General features: G+C 70.8%; 22 protein-coding genes. 15 read left to right on the top strand and 7 right to left on the bottom strand.

What is annotated here, in order from left to right; translation table 11 throughout:
* Nucleotides 1-18: 18 nt before the first annotated feature.
* The 11 genes from ABD832_RS37815 (at nucleotide 19) to ABD832_RS37765 (ending at nucleotide 8,531) form a co-directional block, all read left to right on the top strand.
* On the top strand, nucleotides 19-1,053 hold the full coding sequence (locus ABD832_RS37815) for a hypothetical protein (RefSeq protein ID WP_344906179.1): 1,035 nt from the start codon (nucleotides 19-21) through the stop codon (nucleotides 1,051-1,053).
* Nucleotides 1,053-1,247 (top strand): hypothetical protein, encoded by a 195-nt coding sequence (locus ABD832_RS37810; RefSeq protein WP_344906176.1) that lies wholly within the window; start codon nucleotides 1,053-1,055, stop codon nucleotides 1,245-1,247. The genes ABD832_RS37815 and ABD832_RS37810 overlap by 1 nt, the downstream gene beginning before the upstream one ends.
* A gap of 9 nt (nucleotides 1,248-1,256) precedes the next feature.
* Nucleotides 1,257-1,553 (top strand): hypothetical protein, encoded by a 297-nt coding sequence (locus ABD832_RS37805; RefSeq protein ID WP_344906173.1) that lies wholly within the window; start codon nucleotides 1,257-1,259, stop codon nucleotides 1,551-1,553.
* Nucleotides 1,550-1,789 carry a hypothetical protein gene (locus ABD832_RS37800; RefSeq protein ID WP_344906170.1) on the top strand — a complete coding sequence of 80 codons (240 nt, stop codon included), beginning with the start codon at nucleotides 1,550-1,552 and terminating at the stop codon, nucleotides 1,787-1,789. The genes ABD832_RS37805 and ABD832_RS37800 overlap by 4 nt, the downstream gene beginning before the upstream one ends.
* Entirely contained in the window at nucleotides 1,786-3,666 is a 1,881-nt protein-coding gene (locus ABD832_RS37795; protein WP_344906167.1) for a hypothetical protein, read from the top strand. The genes ABD832_RS37800 and ABD832_RS37795 overlap by 4 nt, the downstream gene beginning before the upstream one ends.
* Nucleotides 3,667-3,703: 37 nt before the next feature.
* Nucleotides 3,704-5,917 carry a hypothetical protein gene (locus ABD832_RS37790; RefSeq protein ID WP_344906164.1) on the top strand — a complete coding sequence of 738 codons (2,214 nt, stop codon included), beginning with the start codon at nucleotides 3,704-3,706 and terminating at the stop codon, nucleotides 5,915-5,917.
* Between the two features lie 277 nt (nucleotides 5,918-6,194).
* The gene (locus ABD832_RS37785; protein WP_344906161.1) at nucleotides 6,195-6,815 is read left to right on the top strand and encodes a M48 family metalloprotease; all 621 of its coding nucleotides are present in this window, start codon (nucleotides 6,195-6,197) and stop codon (nucleotides 6,813-6,815) included.
* A 97-nt stretch (nucleotides 6,816-6,912) separates the two neighbouring features.
* Nucleotides 6,913-7,263 (top strand): hypothetical protein, encoded by a 351-nt coding sequence (locus ABD832_RS37780; protein ID WP_344906158.1) that lies wholly within the window; start codon nucleotides 6,913-6,915, stop codon nucleotides 7,261-7,263.
* A 109-nt stretch (nucleotides 7,264-7,372) separates the two neighbouring features.
* Nucleotides 7,373-7,765: a RapZ C-terminal domain-containing protein gene (locus ABD832_RS37775; RefSeq protein ID WP_344906155.1), complete on the top strand. Its 393-nt coding sequence runs from the start codon at nucleotides 7,373-7,375 to the stop codon at nucleotides 7,763-7,765.
* A gap of 41 nt (nucleotides 7,766-7,806) precedes the next feature.
* Nucleotides 7,807-8,265: a Pycsar system effector family protein gene (locus tag ABD832_RS37770; protein ID WP_344906152.1), complete on the top strand. Its 459-nt coding sequence runs from the start codon at nucleotides 7,807-7,809 to the stop codon at nucleotides 8,263-8,265.
* Nucleotides 8,266-8,405: 140 nt separating this feature from the next.
* Nucleotides 8,406-8,531, top strand: coding sequence for a hypothetical protein (locus ABD832_RS37765; RefSeq protein ID WP_344906149.1), 126 nt, complete (start codon nucleotides 8,406-8,408; stop codon nucleotides 8,529-8,531).
* Nucleotides 8,532-8,632: 101 nt separating this feature from the next.
* Here the strand turns inward: ABD832_RS37765 and ABD832_RS37760 are convergent, their stop codons facing one another.
* Both ABD832_RS37760 and ABD832_RS37755 read right to left on the bottom strand, forming a co-directional pair.
* A complete protein-coding gene (locus ABD832_RS37760; protein WP_344906145.1) occupies nucleotides 8,633-8,812 on the bottom strand; it encodes a hypothetical protein in 180 nt (59 codons plus the stop codon).
* Between the two features lie 146 nt (nucleotides 8,813-8,958).
* Nucleotides 8,959-9,750, bottom strand: coding sequence for a ParA family protein (locus ABD832_RS37755; RefSeq protein WP_344906142.1), 792 nt, complete (start codon nucleotides 9,748-9,750; stop codon nucleotides 8,959-8,961).
* Nucleotides 9,751-9,950: 200 nt separating this feature from the next.
* Between ABD832_RS37755 and ABD832_RS37750 the strand changes: the two genes are divergently transcribed.
* Nucleotides 9,951-13,010, top strand: coding sequence for a Tn3 family transposase (locus ABD832_RS37750; protein ID WP_344906139.1), 3,060 nt, complete (start codon nucleotides 9,951-9,953; stop codon nucleotides 13,008-13,010).
* Nucleotides 13,011-13,470: 460 nt separating this feature from the next.
* Here the strand turns inward: ABD832_RS37750 and ABD832_RS37745 are convergent, their stop codons facing one another.
* Nucleotides 13,471-14,679: an MFS transporter gene (locus ABD832_RS37745; RefSeq protein WP_344906136.1), complete on the bottom strand. Its 1,209-nt coding sequence runs from the start codon at nucleotides 14,677-14,679 to the stop codon at nucleotides 13,471-13,473.
* 59 nt (nucleotides 14,680-14,738) lie between these two features.
* On the opposite strand from ABD832_RS37745, the gene ABD832_RS37740 reads away from it, so the two are divergent.
* The 3 genes from ABD832_RS37740 (at nucleotide 14,739) to ABD832_RS37730 (ending at nucleotide 17,535) form a co-directional block, all read left to right on the top strand.
* Nucleotides 14,739-15,737, top strand: coding sequence for an ArsR/SmtB family transcription factor (locus tag ABD832_RS37740; protein WP_344906133.1), 999 nt, complete (start codon nucleotides 14,739-14,741; stop codon nucleotides 15,735-15,737).
* 399 nt (nucleotides 15,738-16,136) lie between these two features.
* A complete protein-coding gene (locus tag ABD832_RS37735) occupies nucleotides 16,137-17,096 on the top strand; it encodes a tyrosine-type recombinase/integrase (RefSeq protein WP_344906130.1) in 960 nt (319 codons plus the stop codon).
* Between the two features lie 256 nt (nucleotides 17,097-17,352).
* Nucleotides 17,353-17,535: a hypothetical protein gene (locus ABD832_RS37730; protein ID WP_344906127.1), complete on the top strand. Its 183-nt coding sequence runs from the start codon at nucleotides 17,353-17,355 to the stop codon at nucleotides 17,533-17,535.
* Between the two features lie 164 nt (nucleotides 17,536-17,699).
* On the opposite strand, the gene ABD832_RS37725 is transcribed toward ABD832_RS37730, so the two are convergent.
* The 4 genes from ABD832_RS37725 to ABD832_RS37710 form a co-directional block, all read right to left on the bottom strand.
* The gene (locus ABD832_RS37725) at nucleotides 17,700-17,852 is read right to left on the bottom strand and encodes a hypothetical protein (protein ID WP_344906123.1); all 153 of its coding nucleotides are present in this window, start codon (nucleotides 17,850-17,852) and stop codon (nucleotides 17,700-17,702) included.
* Between the two features lie 93 nt (nucleotides 17,853-17,945).
* Complete coding sequence (locus ABD832_RS37720) at nucleotides 17,946-18,152, bottom strand: hypothetical protein (RefSeq protein ID WP_344906120.1); 207 nt, start codon at nucleotides 18,150-18,152, stop codon at nucleotides 17,946-17,948.
* A 1,304-nt stretch (nucleotides 18,153-19,456) separates the two neighbouring features.
* A complete protein-coding gene (locus ABD832_RS37715) occupies nucleotides 19,457-19,729 on the bottom strand; it encodes a hypothetical protein (protein WP_344906117.1) in 273 nt (90 codons plus the stop codon).
* 26 nt (nucleotides 19,730-19,755) lie between these two features.
* Nucleotides 19,756-20,220 (bottom strand): hypothetical protein (locus ABD832_RS37710; protein WP_344906114.1); only part of this gene is annotated, 465 nt, incomplete at its 5' end.

Here is a 20,220-nt window from a genome sequence, read left to right as displayed (position 1 = left end):
GGCCCTGTGGGGTGGCCGATGAGCACCCCTCCCACGTCGGTGCCGATGCCCGACCCCGACGACGTCGCCCGGGGTCTGGCGGAGCTGGAGCTCTACACCCACACCCGGGACCGGTTCCTGCCGGTGCCCATTGCCCCGGCCCCCCTGGCCGTCCCGGCCGACGTCGACCCCGACGAGACCGAGGACGCTGAGAACTTCGAGGAGGAGGGCGAGACCCGCCGGGTCCGTCAGCTGCGCGCCCGGGTCGCCGAGGCTCACCGCCTGGTGGACCTCCAGCGCGACGAGGCGCCGCTGCTGGTCGACACGGACAAGGTCCGCAAGCGCCGCGCCCGGGTCGCCGAGGCCGCACGGCTGCACGCCCTGGCCCAGGACCCGCACGCGCTGGCCTGGTCGGACGCGAGGGTGCGCCGGACCACCACGGTCATGTCGATGTCGGCGGCCGTCATCGCCCTGGGCGTGTCCTCGATCGGCGTGCAGCACTCGGTGGCCAAGGGACTCAAGCTCGCCGAGGGCTCGATCGGCTGGTGGGCCGCGTTCGGCGTCGAGCCGATCCTGAGCCTGCCGCTCCTGGCGGCCGTGACCGTGCAGGCCTACGCCGCGATGCGCGGCCGCCCGGTCGACCGCAAGAGCCCCGAGGGCCGCAAGGTTTTCAAGGCCGAAGCCTTCTTGCTCGGCATGACGCTCGTGCTCAACTGCTGGCCGGCCTTGCAGTGGACCGGGTTCGACCTGCTGCCGCTGGTCGTCCACTCGCTCGGGCCGCTGGGCGCGGTGACCGCAATCTGGCTGCTGCCGACCCTGTGGAAGATCCTGTCGGTCCTCCCCGTCGGAGAGGACGACGACCGCCTTACTGGCCTTACGTACAGGGAAAACGCCGATTCTGAGGCGGCGTCCAGTAAGGCCGCGAAGATCGCTCCCCTGGTGGAGCGGGCCCGGACCCTGATCGCCTCCGGAGCGCTTCCGGCCAACCCCAGCGCCAACCGGATCCGCACCACGTTGCAGTGCGGGATGGATGACGCCCGCGACGTCCGAGACGCCTTGAAAGGCGGCGCGTGATGACCCGCAAGACCGCGCTGCTGGCCGCGCTGCTGGCCGCCCCCGCCCTGGTGCTGTCGGCGTGCTCGGGCTCGACGTCGGCGCCGGTGGTGCAGAACGCGCCGCTGCCGACCTGTGCCCCGACCCCGCACACGCCCACCACCCCGCCCGGCCCGGTCGCGCGCTACCGCGACGGCTCCACCTACGACTGCTGAGGAGGACCGATGGCCCGCAAGAACGCTCCCACCACGGCGCCCGTGCGCCACCGGCCGACCGTTGAGCGCGGCGTGGGCACGGTGGGCCGCGTCCACCGGATGCTCTGCACCTGCGGAGAGCGCGGCCGCGACTGGAGCGTGCGCTCCATGGCCGACCGGGACGTGACCCTCCACCTGATGGACCTGCCCCGCGTCCCGGCCAACGACCGCTGCCGCGACGAGCGCCGCCACGACCGCCGCCCCTGGGAGCCGTGCGAGGTGTGCGCCGACCAGCTGCCGCTGTTCGACCTGGAGGTGACCCGGTGAGCCGCCGCGCCGCCCGCCCCTCGGGCATCGGCGCCCACCTGATTGGGGTCGCCGTCGTGGCCGCGATCGCCTGGTGGCTGCTGAGCCTGACGTCCCTGCCCGTCCCGGTGGCCGCCTGGCTGGCCGGTGTGGTGGCTGGCCTGTCGACGCTGTCGGCGCTGCGGGCTGCTCACCGCGCCGCTCTGGCCGCCCTGGTCCCGACCGCTTCCCGTCCCCGTTCGCGAGGTACCCGATGACCAGCAACGACGACACCGAGACCATGACGGCGGCCGACGAGCCGATCGCGAGCGAGACGGCGGCCGCTGTCCCCGCTGAACACCCGGCCCCGGCTCCGGAGCCGCAGGACGACGTCGACGACTACGACGACGAGCCCGGGGGCATCCCGGCGGCGCACCTGGCCGCCGGGGGCCTGTCGGCTTCGGCCACTGCGGTGGCCAGCCTGTATCAGCTGCTGGGCCTGCCCGGCCTGATCGGTGGCGGCGTGCTGGCTGGTGGTAGTGCGGTGGCGTACGTGCGTCACCGCTACCAGGCCCGTCAGCGCTCCATGGCCGGGGTGAGCTGGGAGGCCGGTCGCGGTGGCCAGGGCGGCCGCCGCTCCAGCGCGTCGGGCGGGTCGGTGTTCGGCGCGCTGCGTAGCGAGGGCCGCTCCTCGCGCGTCGGTGGCCTGCTGGGCGGTCGTGGCGGCCGGTCCCGTTCCGGCGGGCTCGGCGGGCCGGGCGCCTTCGGTGGGCGTTCGCGCCGATCGGGCAGCGCCGGGCCGGGCCTGGGTGGCCTGTTCGGCGGGGACCGATCCCGCGGCCGCGCCTCCGGCACCTCCCGGTCGACCGGCTCGACGGGCTCGACGGGCTCGGGGAGCGGTCGCCGGCCGACCGGCTCGGGGTCGAAGACGAAGGCCGGCCGCCCGGACGGGCCGGTCGCGGCCGCTCGGAACTTCGCCGCGAGCCGGGTCCGCAAGAACCGATCGCGGTCAGCACGGACCCCGGCTTGGAAGGACACCAGAGGAGCGCAGATGGTCGAGTCCGCACGTCAGCGCGCGGGGGCGGCCCGCAACTTCGCCGCCAGCCGGGTCCGTCAGGCCCGTGAGCGCTCCCGCGCTCAGATGGCGGCCACCTGGAAGGACAGCCGCGGCGCGCAGATGGTCGCCTCCGCCCGCCGGGTCCTGGGGCCCAAGGCGCGTCGGCTGGGCGCCTGGGCTGATCGGCGTACCGGCGCGCGGGTCTCCACGGCCTGGGCGGCCGTGCGCGGCGCCGGCTCCTTCACCGTCGCCCGGCGCCGGGCGGTCTCGGCGCTGGGCACCTGGGACGCGCAGGTCACCGCCTCGGTGGTGGCGCTGGTGGCGTTGCTGGTCGAGCAGGTGCGCCGCTTGTGGGGTCGCACCACCACCGCCCCCCAGGACGGCCAGGACGGCCAGGAGACCGCCCACGACACCGACACCGACACGAAGGAGGACACCGATCAGGAGCCCGCCCCGCAGCTGCAGCAGGGCCCGCAGCAGGAGCCGCAGGAGGAGCCGGTCGTGCACGGCGACTCCCCCACCGAGCCGTCCATCACCGCGACCGTTGTCTGCCCGAGGTGCGGCGCCTCTCATGAGGTCACCGTCCCGCCGGGCCAGGCCAAGGCGGTCGTGACCTGCACGTGCGGCTACAGCATCACCTTCTGGCGCATCTCCGCCGAGGTGGCCCAGGCCGCGTCTTCCCCTCGCTCCGTCGTCATGGCCGACCGGGCCAGGACCGTCACCGCAACCCGTATCTACCGAAGGGGTCGTTTCATGAGTGCCAACCCGCTCGCCGCCGCCGCTGCCGAGGTCAACGCCGTGGCCGCTGCTCACTCGCCCGAGGACATGTGGACCGTCGCCCGTGAGCTGGACCAGCTGCACGAGGTGCCGGCCAACATCGCGATGGCCGTCAGGACCTACACGATGCGCCTGCAGGGCGAATACCCCGTCGACCCGGCCGTGGTCGACGCGATCCACGAGCTGTATCAGGGCCTGGCGCAGCTCGTGCCGGTCGCCGAGGAGATCGCGGTGATGTTCCGCACCGCGCACGCCGAGGACCTCAAGCGCGAGGAGGCCCCCCGCACCAACGAGCAGCTGTGGGACGTCGGCCGCATCTAAGCCGCCCTGACCTGCACACACGAAAGGAGAGACGACGGTGGGCACCCACACCAAGACCACGACCAAGACCAAGAGCAGCCAGGCCCGGCCGGTGGACTGGTCGCTCAAGCCCCGCGGGCCGGTCTCGGCGACCGCGCAGGGCGTGCTCGCGCTGGCCGCGCTGGCCACCGTGGGCGACGCGGTCGACCTGGCGCCGGTGTGGGGATGTGCGGCCACGGCCGCCGCCGCGGTGGGCACGGTCGCCACCAGTGCCCACCGCCAGCTCGCCCCGTCCGCGCTGATGTACCGGCTGGCCTGCTGGATCGGCGCGGGATCGTGGTGGAGCTGGACCCTGGTCGACACGCCCTGGTCGCAGACCACCTGGGCGGCGCTGGGCATCGGCGCGCTGAGCGCGGTCATCACCGCGCCGCTGGGCCGCATCACCGCCCGCCGCCCCGTCCAGGCGCCCCGCGCCGGCGCCCTGGTCCTGCGCTCGACGGCCCGCCTGGCCGTCGAGTGGGAGGCGCGCATCCGCCAGGTGTGCAACATCAACGTCATCGTCAGCGACGTGCGCACCTGGGACAACGGCGCCGGATACGACGTGCAGTTCACCCTGCCGCCGACCGGTGCGACCCGCGCGCAGATCGCCACCCGCGCCGAGGCGCTGGCCACGGCCGCCGACCTGCCTGACGGGTGCAGCGTGGAGGTGCGCGGCGTGCCGGGAGCCGGACGCAGCCAGGTCCTGCTGCGCGTCTCCACCGTCAACCGCATCGCCCAAACCGTCTTCTACCCGGCCGACTACAGCCCGCGCTCCATCCTGGAGCCGCTCGTGCTCGGCGAGCACGCCAACTCCGACCCCGCCGGCGCCGAGGTGCGCGAGGAGGCCTCCCTGATCGCGGGCAAGCGCGGAAGCGGCAAGACCACCTTGTTGCAGGTCATCTCCATCGCGCTGGGCCGCTGCCGCGACAACATCGTCTGGCACCTGGACCTCAACGGCGGCGGCCTGACCCAGCCGTGGATCGATGTGTGGCTCGACGGGCGTGTCCAGCGTTGCCCGATCGACTGGGCCGCGCCGAACCTGACCGAGGGCAAGGCGATGATCACCTCCGCGATCGCGATCGCCAAGCACCGCAAGGCCAGCTACCGCAAGCTCAAGAAGGCGCAGAACGTCAGTCTTCTGCCGGTCAGCGCGACCTTGCCGCAGATCACCATCGTCATCGACGAAGGCGCTCGCGCCGTGGCCGATCGCGACCTGGTCAAGCTGGTGGGGGAGCTGCAGGAGATCGGCCGTAACGAGGCCGTCAACCTGGTCCTGTCCAGCCTGCGGCCGACCGGTGACCTGGTGCCGGTCAACATGCGCAAGCAGAGCGGGGTGCGGGTGCAGATGTTCGGCCCCGACCCCGAGGAGCTGGGGCACATGTTCGGCTGGACGGTCGGCAACAAGCTGAGCATGGACCAGCTCGGCGGCAAGGGCACCGGCTTCCTGTCCGTCGACAGCGCGCCGCCGCGCCCCTTCCGCGGCTACAACGTTTTGCCCAACCAGATCGAGGAGGCCGCCCTGGCGATCGCGGCAATGCGCCCGGACCTGGACGCCGCCTCCGCCCAGGCGGCCGGTCCGGCCTACGCCAGCCGCCTGGAGCGGATGCGCAAAGCCTTCGCCGACCGCACCAACACCGACGACGACGTCGACGCCGATGACGTCGACGACCTGGAGGCGCCCGTCTCGGCCCCCGCCACCCAGGCCGGGCCGCGCCGCCTGCGGGTCGTGCCCCGCGGCGCGGACGCGGCCTCGTGGGCCACCCCGATGGAGCTGGCCCGCGGCACCCGCCCGGCCGCCTCGACCAGCGACGCCGCCAACTGGGGCGACCCGATCCCCTCGGGCCGTCTGCGCGCGCAGCAGATGCACCCGGTCCAGGGGCCGGCCACCCAGGCCGCCCCGGCCGCGCCGGTCGGGAGCGTCGCCGAGGTTCAGCCGGTGCCCGAGATCCTGCGCCGGGCACTGGCCACGTTCGACGCGCTGGGCGCCGAGCGGCTGCACAGCGAGGAGCTCGCCGCCGCGCTGGGCATCGTCGCCGCCGAGGGCAAGGGCGATGCGGTGGCGCTGGCCGATCTACTGCGCCCGCTGGAGGTGCGGCCGCTGCCGAACAAGTTCTACCGCACCGGCCAGGAGCGGCGCGGGTATGCGCGGGTGGCCCTGCAGACGGCTGCGGAGCGTGTCGGACACGGCGAGATCGAAGTGCCCGCCGCGGTCGCCGCCTGGCCCGCCGCCTGACGCATTTCCCCCCGGGGGGCCTCCCCGGGGGGACCCCCAACCCCCCGACCCCCCACCGGGGACCCCCCACCCCAAGTAACCAGCGAAAACGCGCGGGTGGTGGGGGTGGGGGGCCAATCGGAAACCCCCCTTCTCCGGGCTCTGAGCCCCCGCTACCCCCCTTCGGCAAGACCCCCCACCCCCCCGGCCCCGACGGTGGCCACCCCCCGCCACGCCCTTTCTGTTGCCCTCTCCCTGCCCCTCGACCATCACCCGCTGTGATCGAACAGGAGATGTCATGGACCCGCGAATCACCCGCCCCGCCCCCGCCTCGACGACGACGCCGGCGGGCCTGGCCGAGCTCACCGGCGCGCTGGCCCGCGCCGCGCACGCCCCGGCCGTGCTCGTCGTCGTCGACCCCGCACTCGAGGACGGCGCCCTGGCCCACGGCAGCCACTGCGACCCGGACGCACACATCAGCGTCGGCGCCGACCTGCTGGCCGATACGACGCGGCTGCGCGGCGTGCTCGCCCACGAGATCGCCCACCACGCCCTGGGCCACAGCCAGGGCCTGACCCGCACCAGCTGGTGGCAGATCATCTGCCGGATCGGCGCCGCCACGGTCGTGGCCGCGGTCGTCGTGGGCTCCTCGGCGTGGGTCACCATCGCCCTGGTGGTCGCGATCGGCGCGCACCTGCTGGCCGCCCGCGAACAGCGGCGCGAGGAGTACCAGGCCGACGTCCACTCGATGCACCTGCTGGACGCGGTCGGCCTGGACGGGCGCGCCATCGTCACCGCGACCCTGGCCGCCCTCCCGCAGGAGTCGCGCCTCTACCGGCTGGCCGGCTGGATCATCGGCAGCCACCCCACCCCTGACGCGCGCCGCCGCGCTCTTCTGACCGCTGCTCAGGCGCGCTGAGGTTGCGGGTGCCCGCCCGTCCCGGCCGGGCCGGGCGGGTGCCCGGAGCAACAGCTCCCCGCCCCTGACCACCGTTCCTCACCCCAGGGAGACCCGCATGAACGCCACCACCACCGACGTCACCCCTGCCAGCCTCGACGAGGCGCGCGATCGCAGCCTGATCCGCTCGGGCCGCGACGCCCTGCGTGCCGCCGTCCTGGACGCCGCCAGCATCCTGGTGCACAAGACCCGCCGCAGCGACGCCAGCGCGGTCCTGACCGCCGCCACCCCGCTGATCACCTGGGGCCTGGAGGCCGCCACCGCCCGGGACCTGATGCTGCGCAAGCAGGCCATCACCCGTCACCACTCCAACGTGCTGGCCAGCGGCGCCGCGAACATCCACACGCCGAAGCAGTTCCTCGACGGCTGCCGCGCGCTGCACGCCTTCCTGGCCAGCGACGAGAACTGAGGGTGCCGGTGCCCGCCCGGCCGGTGGTCGGGCGGGCACCCGGAGCAACAGCTCCCCGCTCGTCCCCGCCCCGTCCTCGCCCCGTCCCGCGACCGTGAAGGAGCTCTCGTTGACCACCACCGTTGAGGTCGTCTCGTTCGGCTACGGCCACCAGGAGCCGCCCGAGGCCGACATCGTGATCGACGCCCGCAGACTGTTCCGCAACCCCCACCACAACCCCGCGATGCGCGAGATGACCGGCCTGGACCGGGCGGTCTACGACCACGTGATGGCCACCCCCGGCATCACCGCGGTGGTGCGCCACACCGTGGCGTGCGTGCTGGACCTCATCTCCGCCACCGGCGGCCCGGTCATCGTGGGCTGCGGCTGCGTCGGCGGCCGCCACCGCTCGGTCTCCCTGGCCCGCGCGATCGCCGGAGAGCTCGCCGTGCTGGGCATCGGGCTCGGCGTCGCCGTCCGCCTGGTCCACCGCGACGTCGACAAGCCCGTCATCCAGCGCTGAACCCGCAGCCCCGCTCCCGCCCCTGCCAGGAAAGGATGCTCATGACCCCCGCCCCGATCCTCGACCACGAGGCCACCGCCGTGCGCGCCGAGCTTGCCCGCACCGACACCAAGGCCGGCATCATCCTCGCCTTCGCCGGCACCTCGTTCTCCGTGCTGGCCGCCCTGACAGTGCTGGCCTCGGCCCTGGCCGTCCCGGCCCGCGTCGGCCTGGGCGTCGCCGTGGCGCTGCTGGCCGCCGCCTCGGCCGTGACGCTGACCGTCATCCGGCCCGCCCTGCCCCGCCGCGGCCGAGGCGGCACCGGCTTCACCGCGGCCGCCTTCCTCGACGTCGACGAGCTGCTGGCCACGCTGCCCGACACCGCCACCGAGCGAGCCCGCGACGTCATCCGCCTGTCGCAGATCGCCCACGCCAAGTACCGCAAGCTGCGCCTGGCGGTCGACCTGATGCTCACCGCCCTGGCCGTGGTCGTGACCAGCCTGCCGCTGGGCGCCCTGTAGAGCCGGGGGTGTTGCGTGTCGCCCCCGGAGTCCCGGCCGGGGGCGGCCCGGAGCGCCCACCCGGACGCTCAGCACAAATGCATCAGGGGCCTCCCGCCGCAAAACGAAGGGGCCCCTGACGTCCCGAAGGAGATCCCAGGATGTCACAGCGCGGACAGTGGCCAGCAGGCTCCAACTCCACCCCGGCCAAGCCCACCTACTCCTGTTCCGGTTGCGGAGCCACCAGCTCCAGCCCGATCAACCACGACCACTCCAAGAAGAAGTAGCGTCAGCGGCACCCCACCGAAAGCGGGCCCGGAGGATCTTCCTCCGGGCCCGCTTCGTGTGCGAGAGGTGCGAGAGGTGCGAAGTCTCGCACTTGTCGCACTTACCTCTGGGGTGGGTCAGTCAGCTTCTTCTGGGTCTCGGCCCGGCGGGCAAGGGCGCCGTCGATGATGGCGGCCAGGACCTCGTGTTTGGGACGGCGGGTGGTGTAGTGCAGGTCGTCGACGAGCTGGGCGAGCGCGGCGGCCGACTCGACGGGCATGTACCAACTACGCCGGTCCATCTTGGCGACTGCGGGAGTGCTGGGTGTGCGATCTGTCGCACTAGTGCGAGGAGTATCACCAGAGGTGGAACGGCTGTCGCGGAGCCGCTGGCGCAAGGTGTCACTGATCTGGCCGGCACCCGGCGGCGGCGGGAGCTTCTTGTTGCTCATGCGGACGCCTTGTCCAGCACTGCGGCCAGAGTGCGGAACTCAGTAGCGTGCTCGGAGTCGGGGGCGTAGTCGGTGACGGTCCGGCCATAGCGCCATGCCTCGCTGATCGGCACGCCGCGTGGGACGGTCGCCACGATCGGTAGCGGAAGTCCTTCCAAGGCGTTGATGACGCTTCGGCCGATATTGGATCGGGCTTGGCCCCCGGCGCCCCGGTCCAGCATGGACACGACCATGCCGTGCAGGGTCAAGGGCGTGCGGCGCAGCTCGCTCTCCAGGGCGTCGATCTGGGCCAGCAGCAGCCGCAGGGCACGCAGGGTCGAGTCCTCGGCTTGGACCGGGATCAGTACGCCGTCAGCGGCCGTGAGTGCGTTGTCGGTGAGGATGTCCAGCGCGGGTGGGCAGTCGATCAGGCAGTGGTCGTAAAGATCCTTCAGCGGTGCTAGGACACGATCCAAGCGCTCCTCTCGGGCCCGTAGCCGGTCCAGTTCGCGGCCGACGGTAAACATCTCCAGGGTGGTAACGATGACGTCCAGGCGGCCGCTGCCGGGGGTCGAGTACGGCACGATGATCTCTTCCACTGACCCGGTCCAGGCGCCGGTCAAGATGCCGGCCAGGTTCCGCTTATCCGGGGCCTCGGAGAGCTGTAGGGCTTCTGTCAGGTGCCCCTGAGGGTCCAGGTCGATCAGCAGTACCCGTCGGCCCAGTTCGGCCAGGGCACCTCCCAGGTTGATCGTGGTGGTCGTCTTACCGACGCCACCTTTTTGGTTCACCACTGCTGTGATCTGCATGCTCGCACGGTAGCCCGGTTGGTTATCGCACGTCTCGCACTCCTCGCACGTCTCGCACTTCAAGGGGTCCCCGTAGCGAACAGCGAAAATCCAACGGATAGGCCTCTGAGCTGCGGTTATACAGGTTTCTGGTACGGTTGTTGATCTCCTCGACTACGGTTCGTCATGGTTCGTGTGTTCTGTGATGTACGAGGTGGTTGATGTCAACGCGGTTCCTGTCGGATGAGCAGTTGGAGCGTCTGCGGTCGTTCCCGGATATCGGACGCGAGGAGCTGAACAAGTACTTCACGTTGACGCCGCGCGAGCATGGGTTCCTGGACGCACCGGGCCGGGGCCCGGAGGCTCGGTTGGGGCTGGCCGTTCAGCTGTGTACGTTGCCGTGGCTCGGTTACATCCCCGACGACCTCCTTGAGATCCCGCAGGCGGCGCTGCTGCGGCTGGCGGGCCAGATGGCGGTGTTCCCCGGGATGCTCGAACAGTACGACCGGGTGACGCGGAAGCGGCCACAGACCCGCAGCGATCATCTGAAGTCGGTTCTGAAGTACCTGACGTGGAAGAACCCCAAGCCGGGCAGTATCCAGTGGAAGGAGCTGGAGCAGTTCCTTTTGGATCGGGCGATGGAGCACGACACTCCGAGTCTGCTGTTCCAGCAGGCGGTGGAGCACCTGCAGGCCGCCCAGGTGGTGCGGCCCGGTGTGGTCACGCTGATGGAGCTGGTGACCACGGCCCGCGCGGCGGCGGGGAAGCTGACCACTCAGAAGGTCGGGCATCTGCTGACCCGATCCATGCGGGCCGGCCTGGACGGTTTGCTGCTGGATGATCCGGAGATCGGGACGTCCCGGCTGCGGTGGCTGACGACGCCGGCGGTGGAGGCGAGTGTCCCGGCGATCGGGGTGTCGGTCGACAAGCTGCTGTATCTGCGGGGGATGGACGCCCACCAGCTGGACCTGTCAATGCTGCCCCGGGAGCGGCGCCGCTTCCTGGCCACGGTGGCCCGCCGGTCCACGGTGCAGGGCTTGGAACGGCGGGAGGAGCGCCGCTACCCGATCTTGCTTTCGCTGGTCGCGCAGTCGGCGGTCGACCAGCTGGACGAGGTCATCGCCTTGTTCGACCAGGCGGTATCGGCGCGCGAGTCCCACGCGAAGGCCAAGACTGACGAGGCCCTGGCGGAGCGGGCCAAGAGGGGCGAGGCCCGTCAGCTGCTGATGGATGTGATCTTGCCGGTGCTGAACGACCCGGGCATCCCGGACGAGGAGGTCGGCGGTCTGCTGCGCGACCAGATCGGACTCGACAAGCTCCGCGAGGTCGCCTCGGTGTCGTGGAAGCCGTTGCCCCGCGACCACGGGCGGCTGGCGGCGCTGGAGGCTTCCTACACCTACCTGCGCCGCTTCACTCCGAGGGTGCTGTCGGTGATCGATTTTCAGGGTGGGCCCGGCGCCCAGGATCTGATGACCGCGTTGATGATTTTGAAGGAACTGAACCGGACTCACGGGCGCAAGGTCCCGGCCGAGGCGCCGACGTCGTTCGTTCCGGCTCGGTACGCCGACTACCTGGCCAAGGCCCGTAAGGCTGGTGATGACACGGCGTTTCGGCACTACTGGGAGCTATGCGTGGTACTCGCCCTGCGAGACGGGCTCCGCTCCGGAGATGTGTTCGTGCCCGGCTCGCGCCGGTACGCCGACCCGGGCACCTACCTGTTCACCCCGGAGCAGTGGGAGGGCAAGCGGGCGGAGTTCTGCCAGCTGGTCCGCAGGTCCGCCACCGCGTCCGAGGCGATTGACCAGGTCAAGGAAGAATTCCACCAGGCGTTGGAGGAACTGGAGGAGACCCTGGCGAACGCCGCTCCGAACGACGTGGGCGCGGTCCGCCTGGACGAGGAAGGTCGGCTGGTCATCCCGCCGCTGTCGGCCGAGGACATCCCCGCCGAGGCCAAGGCGCTGCGGGAGGAGCTGGCGGGGATGTTGCCGTTCGTGCCGATCGCCTCGCTGCTGATCGAGCTGGACGTCCGCACGAAGTTCCTGGACTGCTTCACCCATGCCGGCGGCCGGAAGATCAACCTGTCAGTGGAGACCCGCCGCAACATCCTCGCGGTGCTCATCGCCGGCGCCACTAACCTCGGACTGACCCGGATGTCGGAGGCCTGCGGCGTCTCCTACGACACCCTCGCCTGGACCCAGGAGTGGTACGTGCGGGAGGAGACGCTGCGTGAGGCCAACACGGTGCTGGTCAACCACCACTACCAGCTGGAGCTGGCCGGGAAGTTCGGTGGCGGCACCATGTCCTCCTCCGACGGCCAGCGCTTCCCCATCCGCCGCAAGTCGTTGACCGGCCGTGACATGAACATCCACGGGGGAAAGGTCTTGTCGACCTACACCCATGTCTCCGATCAGTGGTCCACCTACGGCACCAAGCAGATCGTCCCCACCACCCGCGAGGCTAACTACACCCTGGACGAGCTGCTCGGCAACGAGACCGACCTGCCGATCCACGAGCACGCGACCGACACCCACGGCGCCACGCTCGTGAACTTCGGGCTGTTCGACCTCGTCGGCAAGGCGCTGACCCCGCGGATCCGCGATCTGGGGAAGATCACGATGCAGCGGGTCGACAACCCGACCGCCACCAACGCCCTCTACCCGCACGCCGGACCTTTGCTGGCCGACCGGTGGAACGAGGATCTGATCCGCGCCACCTGGGACGACATGCTGCGGATGGCCGGATCGCTGAAGTTCGGGGAGGCGACCGCGTCCCTGGTGGTCGGGAAGTGGTCGGCGGCCTCACGGCAGAACACTCTCGCAGCGGCGATCAAGGAATGGGGGCGCATCCGCCGCACGATCCATGCCGCCCGGTACCTGTCAGACCCGGTGTACCGGCGGAAGATCTCCCGGCAGCTCAACAAGGGCGAGAGCTTGCACGCGCTGCGCCGGGACCTGCACTACGCCCAGCAAGGCACGATCGTCCGGCCCCACCTGACCGACCAGACTGAGCAGTCCTGGTGTCTGACCATCCTCACCAACGCCGTCATCACGTGGACGACGGAGTACTACGCAATGGGCATCAAGGAGCTGCGCGAGCAGGGCCGCGAGGTCCCCGACGAGCTGCTGTCGTTCATCGCACCCGGCCACCGAGAGAACATCAACTTCTTCGGATTCATCGAGGTCGACATCGAAGGCGAGACCGCCAAGCTCGACGACGGATGGCGGCCACTGCGCCCGACACTGGTGAACGAGGCCGGCACCACCTTCCTGCTCAACCCCTGACCTTGCGATCGTTATCTTGGGTTCGTGGCCGCTTCTCGCAGGCCAGCGCGAGATGATCTTTTCTTTCACGTGTGCCACGTTGGCTGATCTTCGCGGTGCTCAAGGTGCCGACGCCAAGAGTGGCACAGGCGTCGCCGATGAGGTGGCGCAGGGCCCGGCGGCGTTGCATCATCCAGAGGGTTCCAGGCTGTCCCGCAACCAACGGTCCCGCCGACTGTAGGGGTCTCGGTAGCAATGAAGAAATTTCCAACGAAGTAGCCGCTGACCTGCGGTGGTCCTGGGCTCCTATGGCTAAGGTCTCGATTCGCTTACGGTGAGGCCGTCTCAATTCGTTTCGCGCCGTGCCCCCGGATAGGTCGCCCGCGGCAGGACGTGCATGTGAACGCTGCGCGGGCACCGTCTCCAGAGGGGATGCTGGCACCGTGAGCATGCCTGCGCTGAACCTGGCCAGACCACGCTGCTACGCCCTCGGCGACGCGAGCACGCGCCAGAGACCCAACACGGACAGCAGGGACGCCGCGCCCGCCGCGCCGACGACCAGGCCGGGCGCTGACACCTCGCCCAACGCCCCGCCGCCAGCCGCGAACAGCCCCTGCAACGTCATGGTCCCGGTCAGCGCCAGCCCGAAGGCCTGGCCTCGGTTCGCCTCCGGCACCGCCTTCAGGAAGCGCCGGGCCAGCCCCAGCTGGTACGCGACCCCGAACCCGGACGCGGCGAGCAGCAGCGCCGCGATGACCGGCCCGGGCGAGAGCACGAACCCGAGCAGCGGCGCGCCGAGCAGCAGTGCCAGCGGCCCGGCCAGCCGTTCCCTTCGTTCCGGGGTGACCAGCCGGCCGATCACGAGGTCGCCGGTGAGCATGCCGAGCGCCACGGCGGTGAACAGCAGCCCGGCCGAGTCGGGCATGCCGATCTGGACGGCGTACGGGACGAGCACGCCCTCGGCGCCGACCACGAGCGCGGGCGGCAGCCACTGGGCCAGCAGCAGCGAACGGATCGCCGGCCGGCGCAGCAGTTCGCGATTGACGCGCCAGGTCTCGCGTACCGCGTACCCTGCGGCCGTGCCGCGGCGCGGCCGCTCGGCCAGCCGCAGGCGCAGCAGCGCGGCGGACAGCAGGCAGCTCGCCACGGTGATCCAGAGCGCGCCGTACGGGCCGAGCGTCGCGATCAGCATCCCGCCCACGGCGAAGCCGAGCACCTGCGTGCCGCCGGCGGCCATGGAGAACACGGCCCGGCCGAGCACGTACCGGTCGCCGTCGAGCAGTTCGGGCAGCAGCGCGCTGCGCGCCGCGGAGGCGACCGCGCTGGGGATGCCGGTGACGAACACCAGCACCAGCATCGCGGTGGGGGAGAGCAGCCCGGCGGCGAGCACAGCGGCGACCGCGGCGCGGACCAGGTCGTAGCCGACCATCACGGCCCGCGGCGGACACCGGTCGGCGTACGCCAGCAGCAGCGTGCCGCCGAGGGCGTAGGGCAGGAAGCCGGCGACGTAGGCCAGCGCGGCTAGCAGGGGCGAGCCGGTGCTGGCGTAGACGGTCACCGAGAGCGCGAGCATCTTCACCGACTCGCCGCCGAGGAAGAGCGTGTAGCCGGTGAACAGCACGCGGAACTGGCCTACCGCGAACACCTCGCGGTAGGTGGCCCGCGCCGGTGCGGCCTGGAGTGTCGTCATGCGGGCCAGTCTCGGGGCGGTGCAGGCGGAGGCGTTAAGCTTTCGCGTGGAGGCGAAAGATGCTTGCCATCGAAGTCGGGCCGGTCGACGTGGCGCACACCCGCTACGCGATCTCGCCGCTGGGTGAAGCAATGAACGCGCTGCGGGTCGCGGCGGGCAAGCAGCCGGTCGGGCCGCTGCGGCCCTGGGCGGAACGCATCGCGCCGCGGTACGCGCGGCTGCTCTGCGAGACGCCCGCGGTCGGGGCGCTGACAACGCTGTTCCGCCGCGGCGCCTACAACGCCGACTTCATCCATCCTCCGCCTTCGGGCCCCAGCGACGACTTCGCCGTCGAACTCGCCGCGGTGCGGGCGACCCCGCTGCGCCAGGTTCGCGCGGAGATCGCCCGCAACCTGGTCGGGCTGCGTACGCCGCCGCGCCACGTCCAGCAGATCCTGGCCGCCCCGGACGTGCTCACCCGGCTTTCGGACGCGATCGAGGCGACCTGGCACGCGCTGGTCGAGCCCGACTGGCCGCGGCTGCGTACGGTGCTGGAGCGCGACCTGGTGCACCGCGCCGGACACCTCGCCATGTACGGCTGGGCCGCGGCGCTGTCCGACCTGGATCCGCGGGTGGGCTGGCGCTCCGAGGGGGCCGACGGTGTGATCGAGGTGCGCACCGGCCCCCGGAACGAGTGGGAGCGGCACCGGCTGGGCGGCAAGGGACTGCTGCTGATGCCGACCGTCTTCGGCACCCTCATCAGCTACGTCGAGCCGCCCTGGCCGTACGCCCTGGTGTATCCGGCGCGTGGCGCCGCGAACCTGCTCGGGCCGCCGCCCCCGCAGGGCGGTGCGGCGGTGCTGGCGCGGCTGGTCGGCCCGCACCGCGCGCAGGTGCTGCGGGCGCTCGAGGTGCCGGCGACGACCACGCAGTTGGTCCGCCAGCTGGGTCTCAGCCTGGGCGCAGTCGGCGGCCACCTGGCCGTGCTGCGCGAATCTGGCCTGGTCACGCGGACGCGGACCGGCCGATCTGTGCGCTACGAGCGCACCCCTCTGGGCGGGACCCTGGCCGGCGACTGAGCGCGGCCACCGGTGGCGGGCTGGATCCCAGCCCGCCACCATGAGTGCTAATGCGAAACATAGCCGAGAGCGCAGGCGCCGGGTCCCGGCGATGCAGAACGTCACCAACGGCGATGCCGGCCAAGCGCCCGCGGGCTACCCGCACCGCGCCCCCGACGGACATCGCCCAGACCTACTGGGCCCTGCACACCCCAACGCGAAGTCCCCGAGATCACCATCACGGCCTGAACCCCACCACTGGACCGTGCGCCGCCCGATCCAGTCATGTACGTGATAATGGACTATTATCACGTACATGAGCGTTGAACGATCTTCGCCGGGCTGGGGATCCGCCCTCGCGGCCGGTGCGCGACTCGGGCACGTTATCCGGTACATCGCCCCCGTGTCGGGCGGCGAGCGGTGAGCGCGGCCAACGCGAAGGTCACCGCGCTACGCGGCGCCGCGATCAACCTCGGCGACGCGGCCGACGAATTCCTGTCCACCCATCGGGTCGCCAACGACAACACCCGCCGCGCCTACGCCTCGGCCATCGACCGGACCATCGCCGCGGTCGGCGGCCGCGAGCGGCTCCTGGCCGACGTCGCCGACATCGAGATCGGCGATGCTCTCACCATCTTGTGGGGCGGGTGCGCGCCGGCCACCTGGAATCGCAACCGCGCCGCGGTCTCCTCCTGGCTCACCTGGTGCGCCACCAAGAAGAGGTGGGCGGCGCCGTCGGTCCCCGCCGACGCCGAACGTCGCCGCGAGAGCGTCGATCACACCAAGGCCGTCGCCAAGTCCAAGCTGGAGCGGTTGCTGTCGCGGCGCGACCTCCCGCTGCGGGACAAGACGCTCTATCGGATGCTGTACGAGACCGCCGCACGCGCCTTCGAAGTCCTCTCGTTGAACGTCGAGGACCTGGACCTGGAGAACCGGCGCGCGCCGCTGCGGTCCAAGGGCGGCGACATTGAGTGGGTGTACTGGGACGCCGGCACCGCCCGCCTCCTACCCCGCCTGCTCCGACTGCCCGACGGCCACCCCGACGGGCCTGTCCGAACGCGCGGCCCGCTGTTCCTCGCCGACCGGCGCCCTGTCCCCGCCCGGCGTCCCAGCCCCGAGCACATCTGCCCCCACACCGAACGGCCCCGTTTGGGCTACGACCGGGTGCGCGTGCTCATGGAGCGGCATCTCGGCCTCGACCCGCACCAGCTGCGCCATTCGGCCGCCACCCACCTGGGCGAACAGAAAGTGCCGCTCCAACTCATCATGGCCAAGACCCGCCACAAGAACCCCCGCACCGCCATGCGCTACACCCGCCCCGGCGGCGAGGCCGTGGCCGAGATCACCAGCATCCTCGCCCCGCCACGCCGAACCCACTAACCGCAGGTCAGATCCATATCCGTTGGATTTTCGCTGTTCGCTACGGGGACCCCTTCAAGGGCCTGATCTGGAGTGATACAAGTGCGAGAGATCGCACATGTGCGACGTTGCCCGATGGCAAGGCCTGACGAAGGAAGGCCGCGGCAGTCGATCGCCCCGACCCTGATCGGCGTCCGGCCCCGATGGGCGATCGTCACGGCATTCGCCGGCGTTTTCGACCTCTGCCCGCAACCATGGGGAGAAGGAGGCGATGCCGATGGCGACGCAGCTGCGCCGGGTCACGTTGTGGGGCGGGCCGATGGACGGGGAGGCGTTCCTCGTGACGGCCGACTGGGACGGCATGTACTTGCCCGTACCGGGCGAGGAACGACGGGCGATCTACGAGCCTGACACCGATGGCGATCCGGACCGGTGGCTGCATCGCGGATGGATCGCCTGATGTCGTAGGCGAGGCGGCCCCGAGTGAGCGGGACCGAGCGCGCACGGCGGCGGCGGTCGGGACCGGCCTCCAGGCCGCATGCCCGGCCGGCTGGCCGCCGGGCGCGCGGCGGGCCGCGCGCCCGAAGGGCCGCCTTGATCCCTATAAGAACAATTCGGCAATGCTCAGCGATGCGTCCTGCTCTGCCGGTGGGCGTTCTTGTCGGCGGCGGACTGAGCCCGCCGGTCGAACCCGTCCCGGGCGGTCTTGCTGTCCGGGTTCTTCGCGGCCGCGGACTGGATCCGGGCAGAGTCGCCCTTGCCTGTGCTTTTTCCCATGTCAGGGGGCATACCCCGCGCGCTCGGATTCTTTCGGCAACTGCTGGGCCACCGCCTCGGCGTGCCGCTAACCCTCAGCGAAACGCGGCCCGGCTACTCCTCCGGGTCACACTCCTCGCACCGGGTCTCCGAGTGCTCGCACAGGCCGAACGCGTCGATGAGCTCGGCTGCGAGGTACTCGGCGCTGATGTGTCCGGTGACTCGATCGGTCTGCGGGTCGAAGGTGGGGAGGGTGAAGGACTCCCGACGGACCACGCCGACGCGCTTGAGTACGCCGAAGATCACGGTCTCAGGTCTCATGTAAGGGAGTATCCGGCTGCGAGGCGCACCGCGCCTTGATGAATGAGCTACTGCCAAAGTCCGGTCCGATCCTTCCCGGAGGCCGGTCGCTGCGAACGATCCGGCGTATCTCTCCGTCTGAGGAAGCGGCGGGATGATCACTCGATCTCGTGGGGGTGGCGGTGCCGTCTACAGCGGTGCCCACGAGACTGAAGCGATGATCGGATGCTCCATCGCAGGTCACGAGGCGTCCAGTCAGACAATAGGACAGAGACGACAGAATGACATTGAAGGTACGAACATGTCATACTTGTGCTTCGTGCGCGTTGCGCCAGCAATGCGATAGATGCCACATGATGGGATCTACAGGACTCAATGACCGTTTTGGCTTGATTGCAACTCGCAAGAAGGGTTTACTTGGCTCGCCGGTGGACTGCATTCATTTAGCGTCCAACGGAGCACAGTCGTGGAAAAGAGGAAGCCCCCCGTGCCAAGGATGTGGCGTCCTGGGCGGCACGAAGGGCTTCCGGTGTACTGCGGTAGTGCGGGTGGTGCGTGGCTCCGGTTGACCAAGCCCCTTGTGGGGGGTTAGGCGCCGGGGCCGCCGCCATCGAACAACCCACGGATCACGTCGCTGACCTTCATCCTCAGCTCTCCATCGGCCAGTGCGCGGGCTCCCTCGATGAGAAAGCGCCCGACGGCCGCCGTGGCTTGAATGATCTGCCAGCGCTGTGACTCGTGTTTCCGGTTGCTCGGCCCGGGGCGTTTGTGGCGCCGACGAGGCATAGCGGTGCCTTCCTCTCCACCATCCCCTCGGAGTGAGGGGTGAGCGGCGACCGGGGGGGGACTCCGAGGGAGTTCCTGGTCGACCGCGCCGCCCTTCGGCCAACCCGGGTAGGTAGCCGAGAAGCCTGGCGAAGATGAGGCATGAATTACGGTACACGTTCGAGCCGCCTCAGAAAGGCCCAGCGGCCTCCCTTTCGCCTGCAGCCCGGTACAACAACCGCAAAAGCGGCATTTTCCCTTCGAAAGAGGACACCCAATCGGCTTCCCAACGTCACTGACCATGGGTCTAAGCGCCGAGAACCGCTCTGGTCACAGTAAAGAAAAGCTGCACCCGCTAGTTGTCACGAGCGCGGCTTCCGAGAACCGCAGCCCGGCCCGCGAACGCCAGCGGCCCGCCGCAGGGCGGGCCGCCTTGAAGACGTAGAGAAAGTTCTCATTCACCACGTTGGCCAACGTGCCCTCTAGGCGCTAGAGGGCAGGTCAGGGACGATATCGGCCTCTAGGGGAGCCTCTAGGTCTAGAGGGGCCGGCCTCTAGACCTAGAGGGAGCGCTCGCGCTCGGCGCGGCCTTCGGCCAGCATGGCCAGCCAGGCCGGGTGATGGCCGGAGGCGATGAAGTCGGCCATCTCCTCGACCGGCCACTCCTCGGTCAGGCCCGCGCTGATCTCGGGGTCCTGGCCGCCGTCTCCGCAGACGCGGCAGGTGCGGATGTGGGTGGCCATGTCGAAGACCTGGGTGGCGGTCCAGCGGGTGGGGGTCGGCTCGGCGAGCGTGTCGGCGTCGGTGATCTCGTGGTGGACCGGCTCGTGCATGGTCGAAGCTCCTGGGGTCGGGGGCATCAGTACAGGAACCGGGCCAGCGGGGAGCTCAGCGACCACATCGCGGTGAAGCGGTCGGCCAGGCTCTGGTAGGCGCTCTCCTCCTCGGCGGTCAAGACGATGTCGGCCGCGGGGTCGGCGTCGGCCAGGCGCTCGCGCAGCAGGGTCGTGCTGGGGGTCTCGGCCAGGTCCAGCAGCCCGGTCAGCTGCGCCAGGCGCACCACGAGCTGCGGGCCGGGGATGGCGGTGTCGGTCTCGGACAGGGCGGCCTCGACCCACTCGCCCGGATAGGGGGCACCGAGCGCGCGGGCCGCGGCGGCCAGGGCCTCGACGTCGCCCATCTCGACGTGGGCCAGGCGCAGCGGGACGTGCTCGTAGGTGCCGCCGGGGGCCAGCAGGCGGCCGGTACGGCCAGCCTCGACGGCGTGACGTCCCTGGGTCGGGCGGACGGCCGCAGCGATCCGGCGCAACGCCTCCAGGGCGGC

This window comes from Streptosporangium longisporum, assembly GCF_039534895.1.
Classification (GTDB): domain Bacteria; phylum Actinomycetota; class Actinomycetes; order Streptosporangiales; family Streptosporangiaceae; genus Streptosporangium; species Streptosporangium longisporum.
This window is presented reverse-complemented; position numbering and strand designations above follow the sequence as displayed.

Coding starts and splice junctions, on each gene's coding strand:
- ABD832_RS37815 (WP_344906179.1), top strand. CDS start 19: ATGAGCACCCCTCCCACGTCGGTGCCGATGCCCGACCCCGACGACGTC.
- ABD832_RS37810 (WP_344906176.1), top strand. CDS start 1,053: ATGACCCGCAAGACCGCGCTGCTGGCCGCGCTGCTGGCCGCCCCCGCC.
- ABD832_RS37805 (WP_344906173.1), top strand. CDS start 1,257: ATGGCCCGCAAGAACGCTCCCACCACGGCGCCCGTGCGCCACCGGCCG.
- ABD832_RS37795 (WP_344906167.1), top strand. CDS start 1,786: ATGACCAGCAACGACGACACCGAGACCATGACGGCGGCCGACGAGCCG.
- ABD832_RS37785 (WP_344906161.1), top strand. CDS start 6,195: ATGGACCCGCGAATCACCCGCCCCGCCCCCGCCTCGACGACGACGCCG.
- ABD832_RS37780 (WP_344906158.1), top strand. CDS start 6,913: ATGAACGCCACCACCACCGACGTCACCCCTGCCAGCCTCGACGAGGCG.
- ABD832_RS37770 (WP_344906152.1), top strand. CDS start 7,807: ATGACCCCCGCCCCGATCCTCGACCACGAGGCCACCGCCGTGCGCGCC.
- ABD832_RS37765 (WP_344906149.1), top strand. CDS start 8,406: ATGTCACAGCGCGGACAGTGGCCAGCAGGCTCCAACTCCACCCCGGCC.
- ABD832_RS37760 (WP_344906145.1), bottom strand. CDS start 8,812: ATGGACCGGCGTAGTTGGTACATGCCCGTCGAGTCGGCCGCCGCGCTC.
- ABD832_RS37755 (WP_344906142.1), bottom strand. CDS start 9,750: ATGCAGATCACAGCAGTGGTGAACCAAAAAGGTGGCGTCGGTAAGACG.
- ABD832_RS37750 (WP_344906139.1), top strand. CDS start 9,951: ATGTCAACGCGGTTCCTGTCGGATGAGCAGTTGGAGCGTCTGCGGTCG.
- ABD832_RS37745 (WP_344906136.1), bottom strand. CDS start 14,679: ATGACGACACTCCAGGCCGCACCGGCGCGGGCCACCTACCGCGAGGTG.
- ABD832_RS37740 (WP_344906133.1), top strand. CDS start 14,739: ATGCTTGCCATCGAAGTCGGGCCGGTCGACGTGGCGCACACCCGCTAC.
- ABD832_RS37730 (WP_344906127.1), top strand. CDS start 17,353: ATGGCGACGCAGCTGCGCCGGGTCACGTTGTGGGGCGGGCCGATGGAC.
- ABD832_RS37725 (WP_344906123.1), bottom strand. CDS start 17,852: ATGGGAAAAAGCACAGGCAAGGGCGACTCTGCCCGGATCCAGTCCGCG.
- ABD832_RS37720 (WP_344906120.1), bottom strand. CDS start 18,152: ATGAGACCTGAGACCGTGATCTTCGGCGTACTCAAGCGCGTCGGCGTG.
- ABD832_RS37715 (WP_344906117.1), bottom strand. CDS start 19,729: ATGCACGAGCCGGTCCACCACGAGATCACCGACGCCGACACGCTCGCC.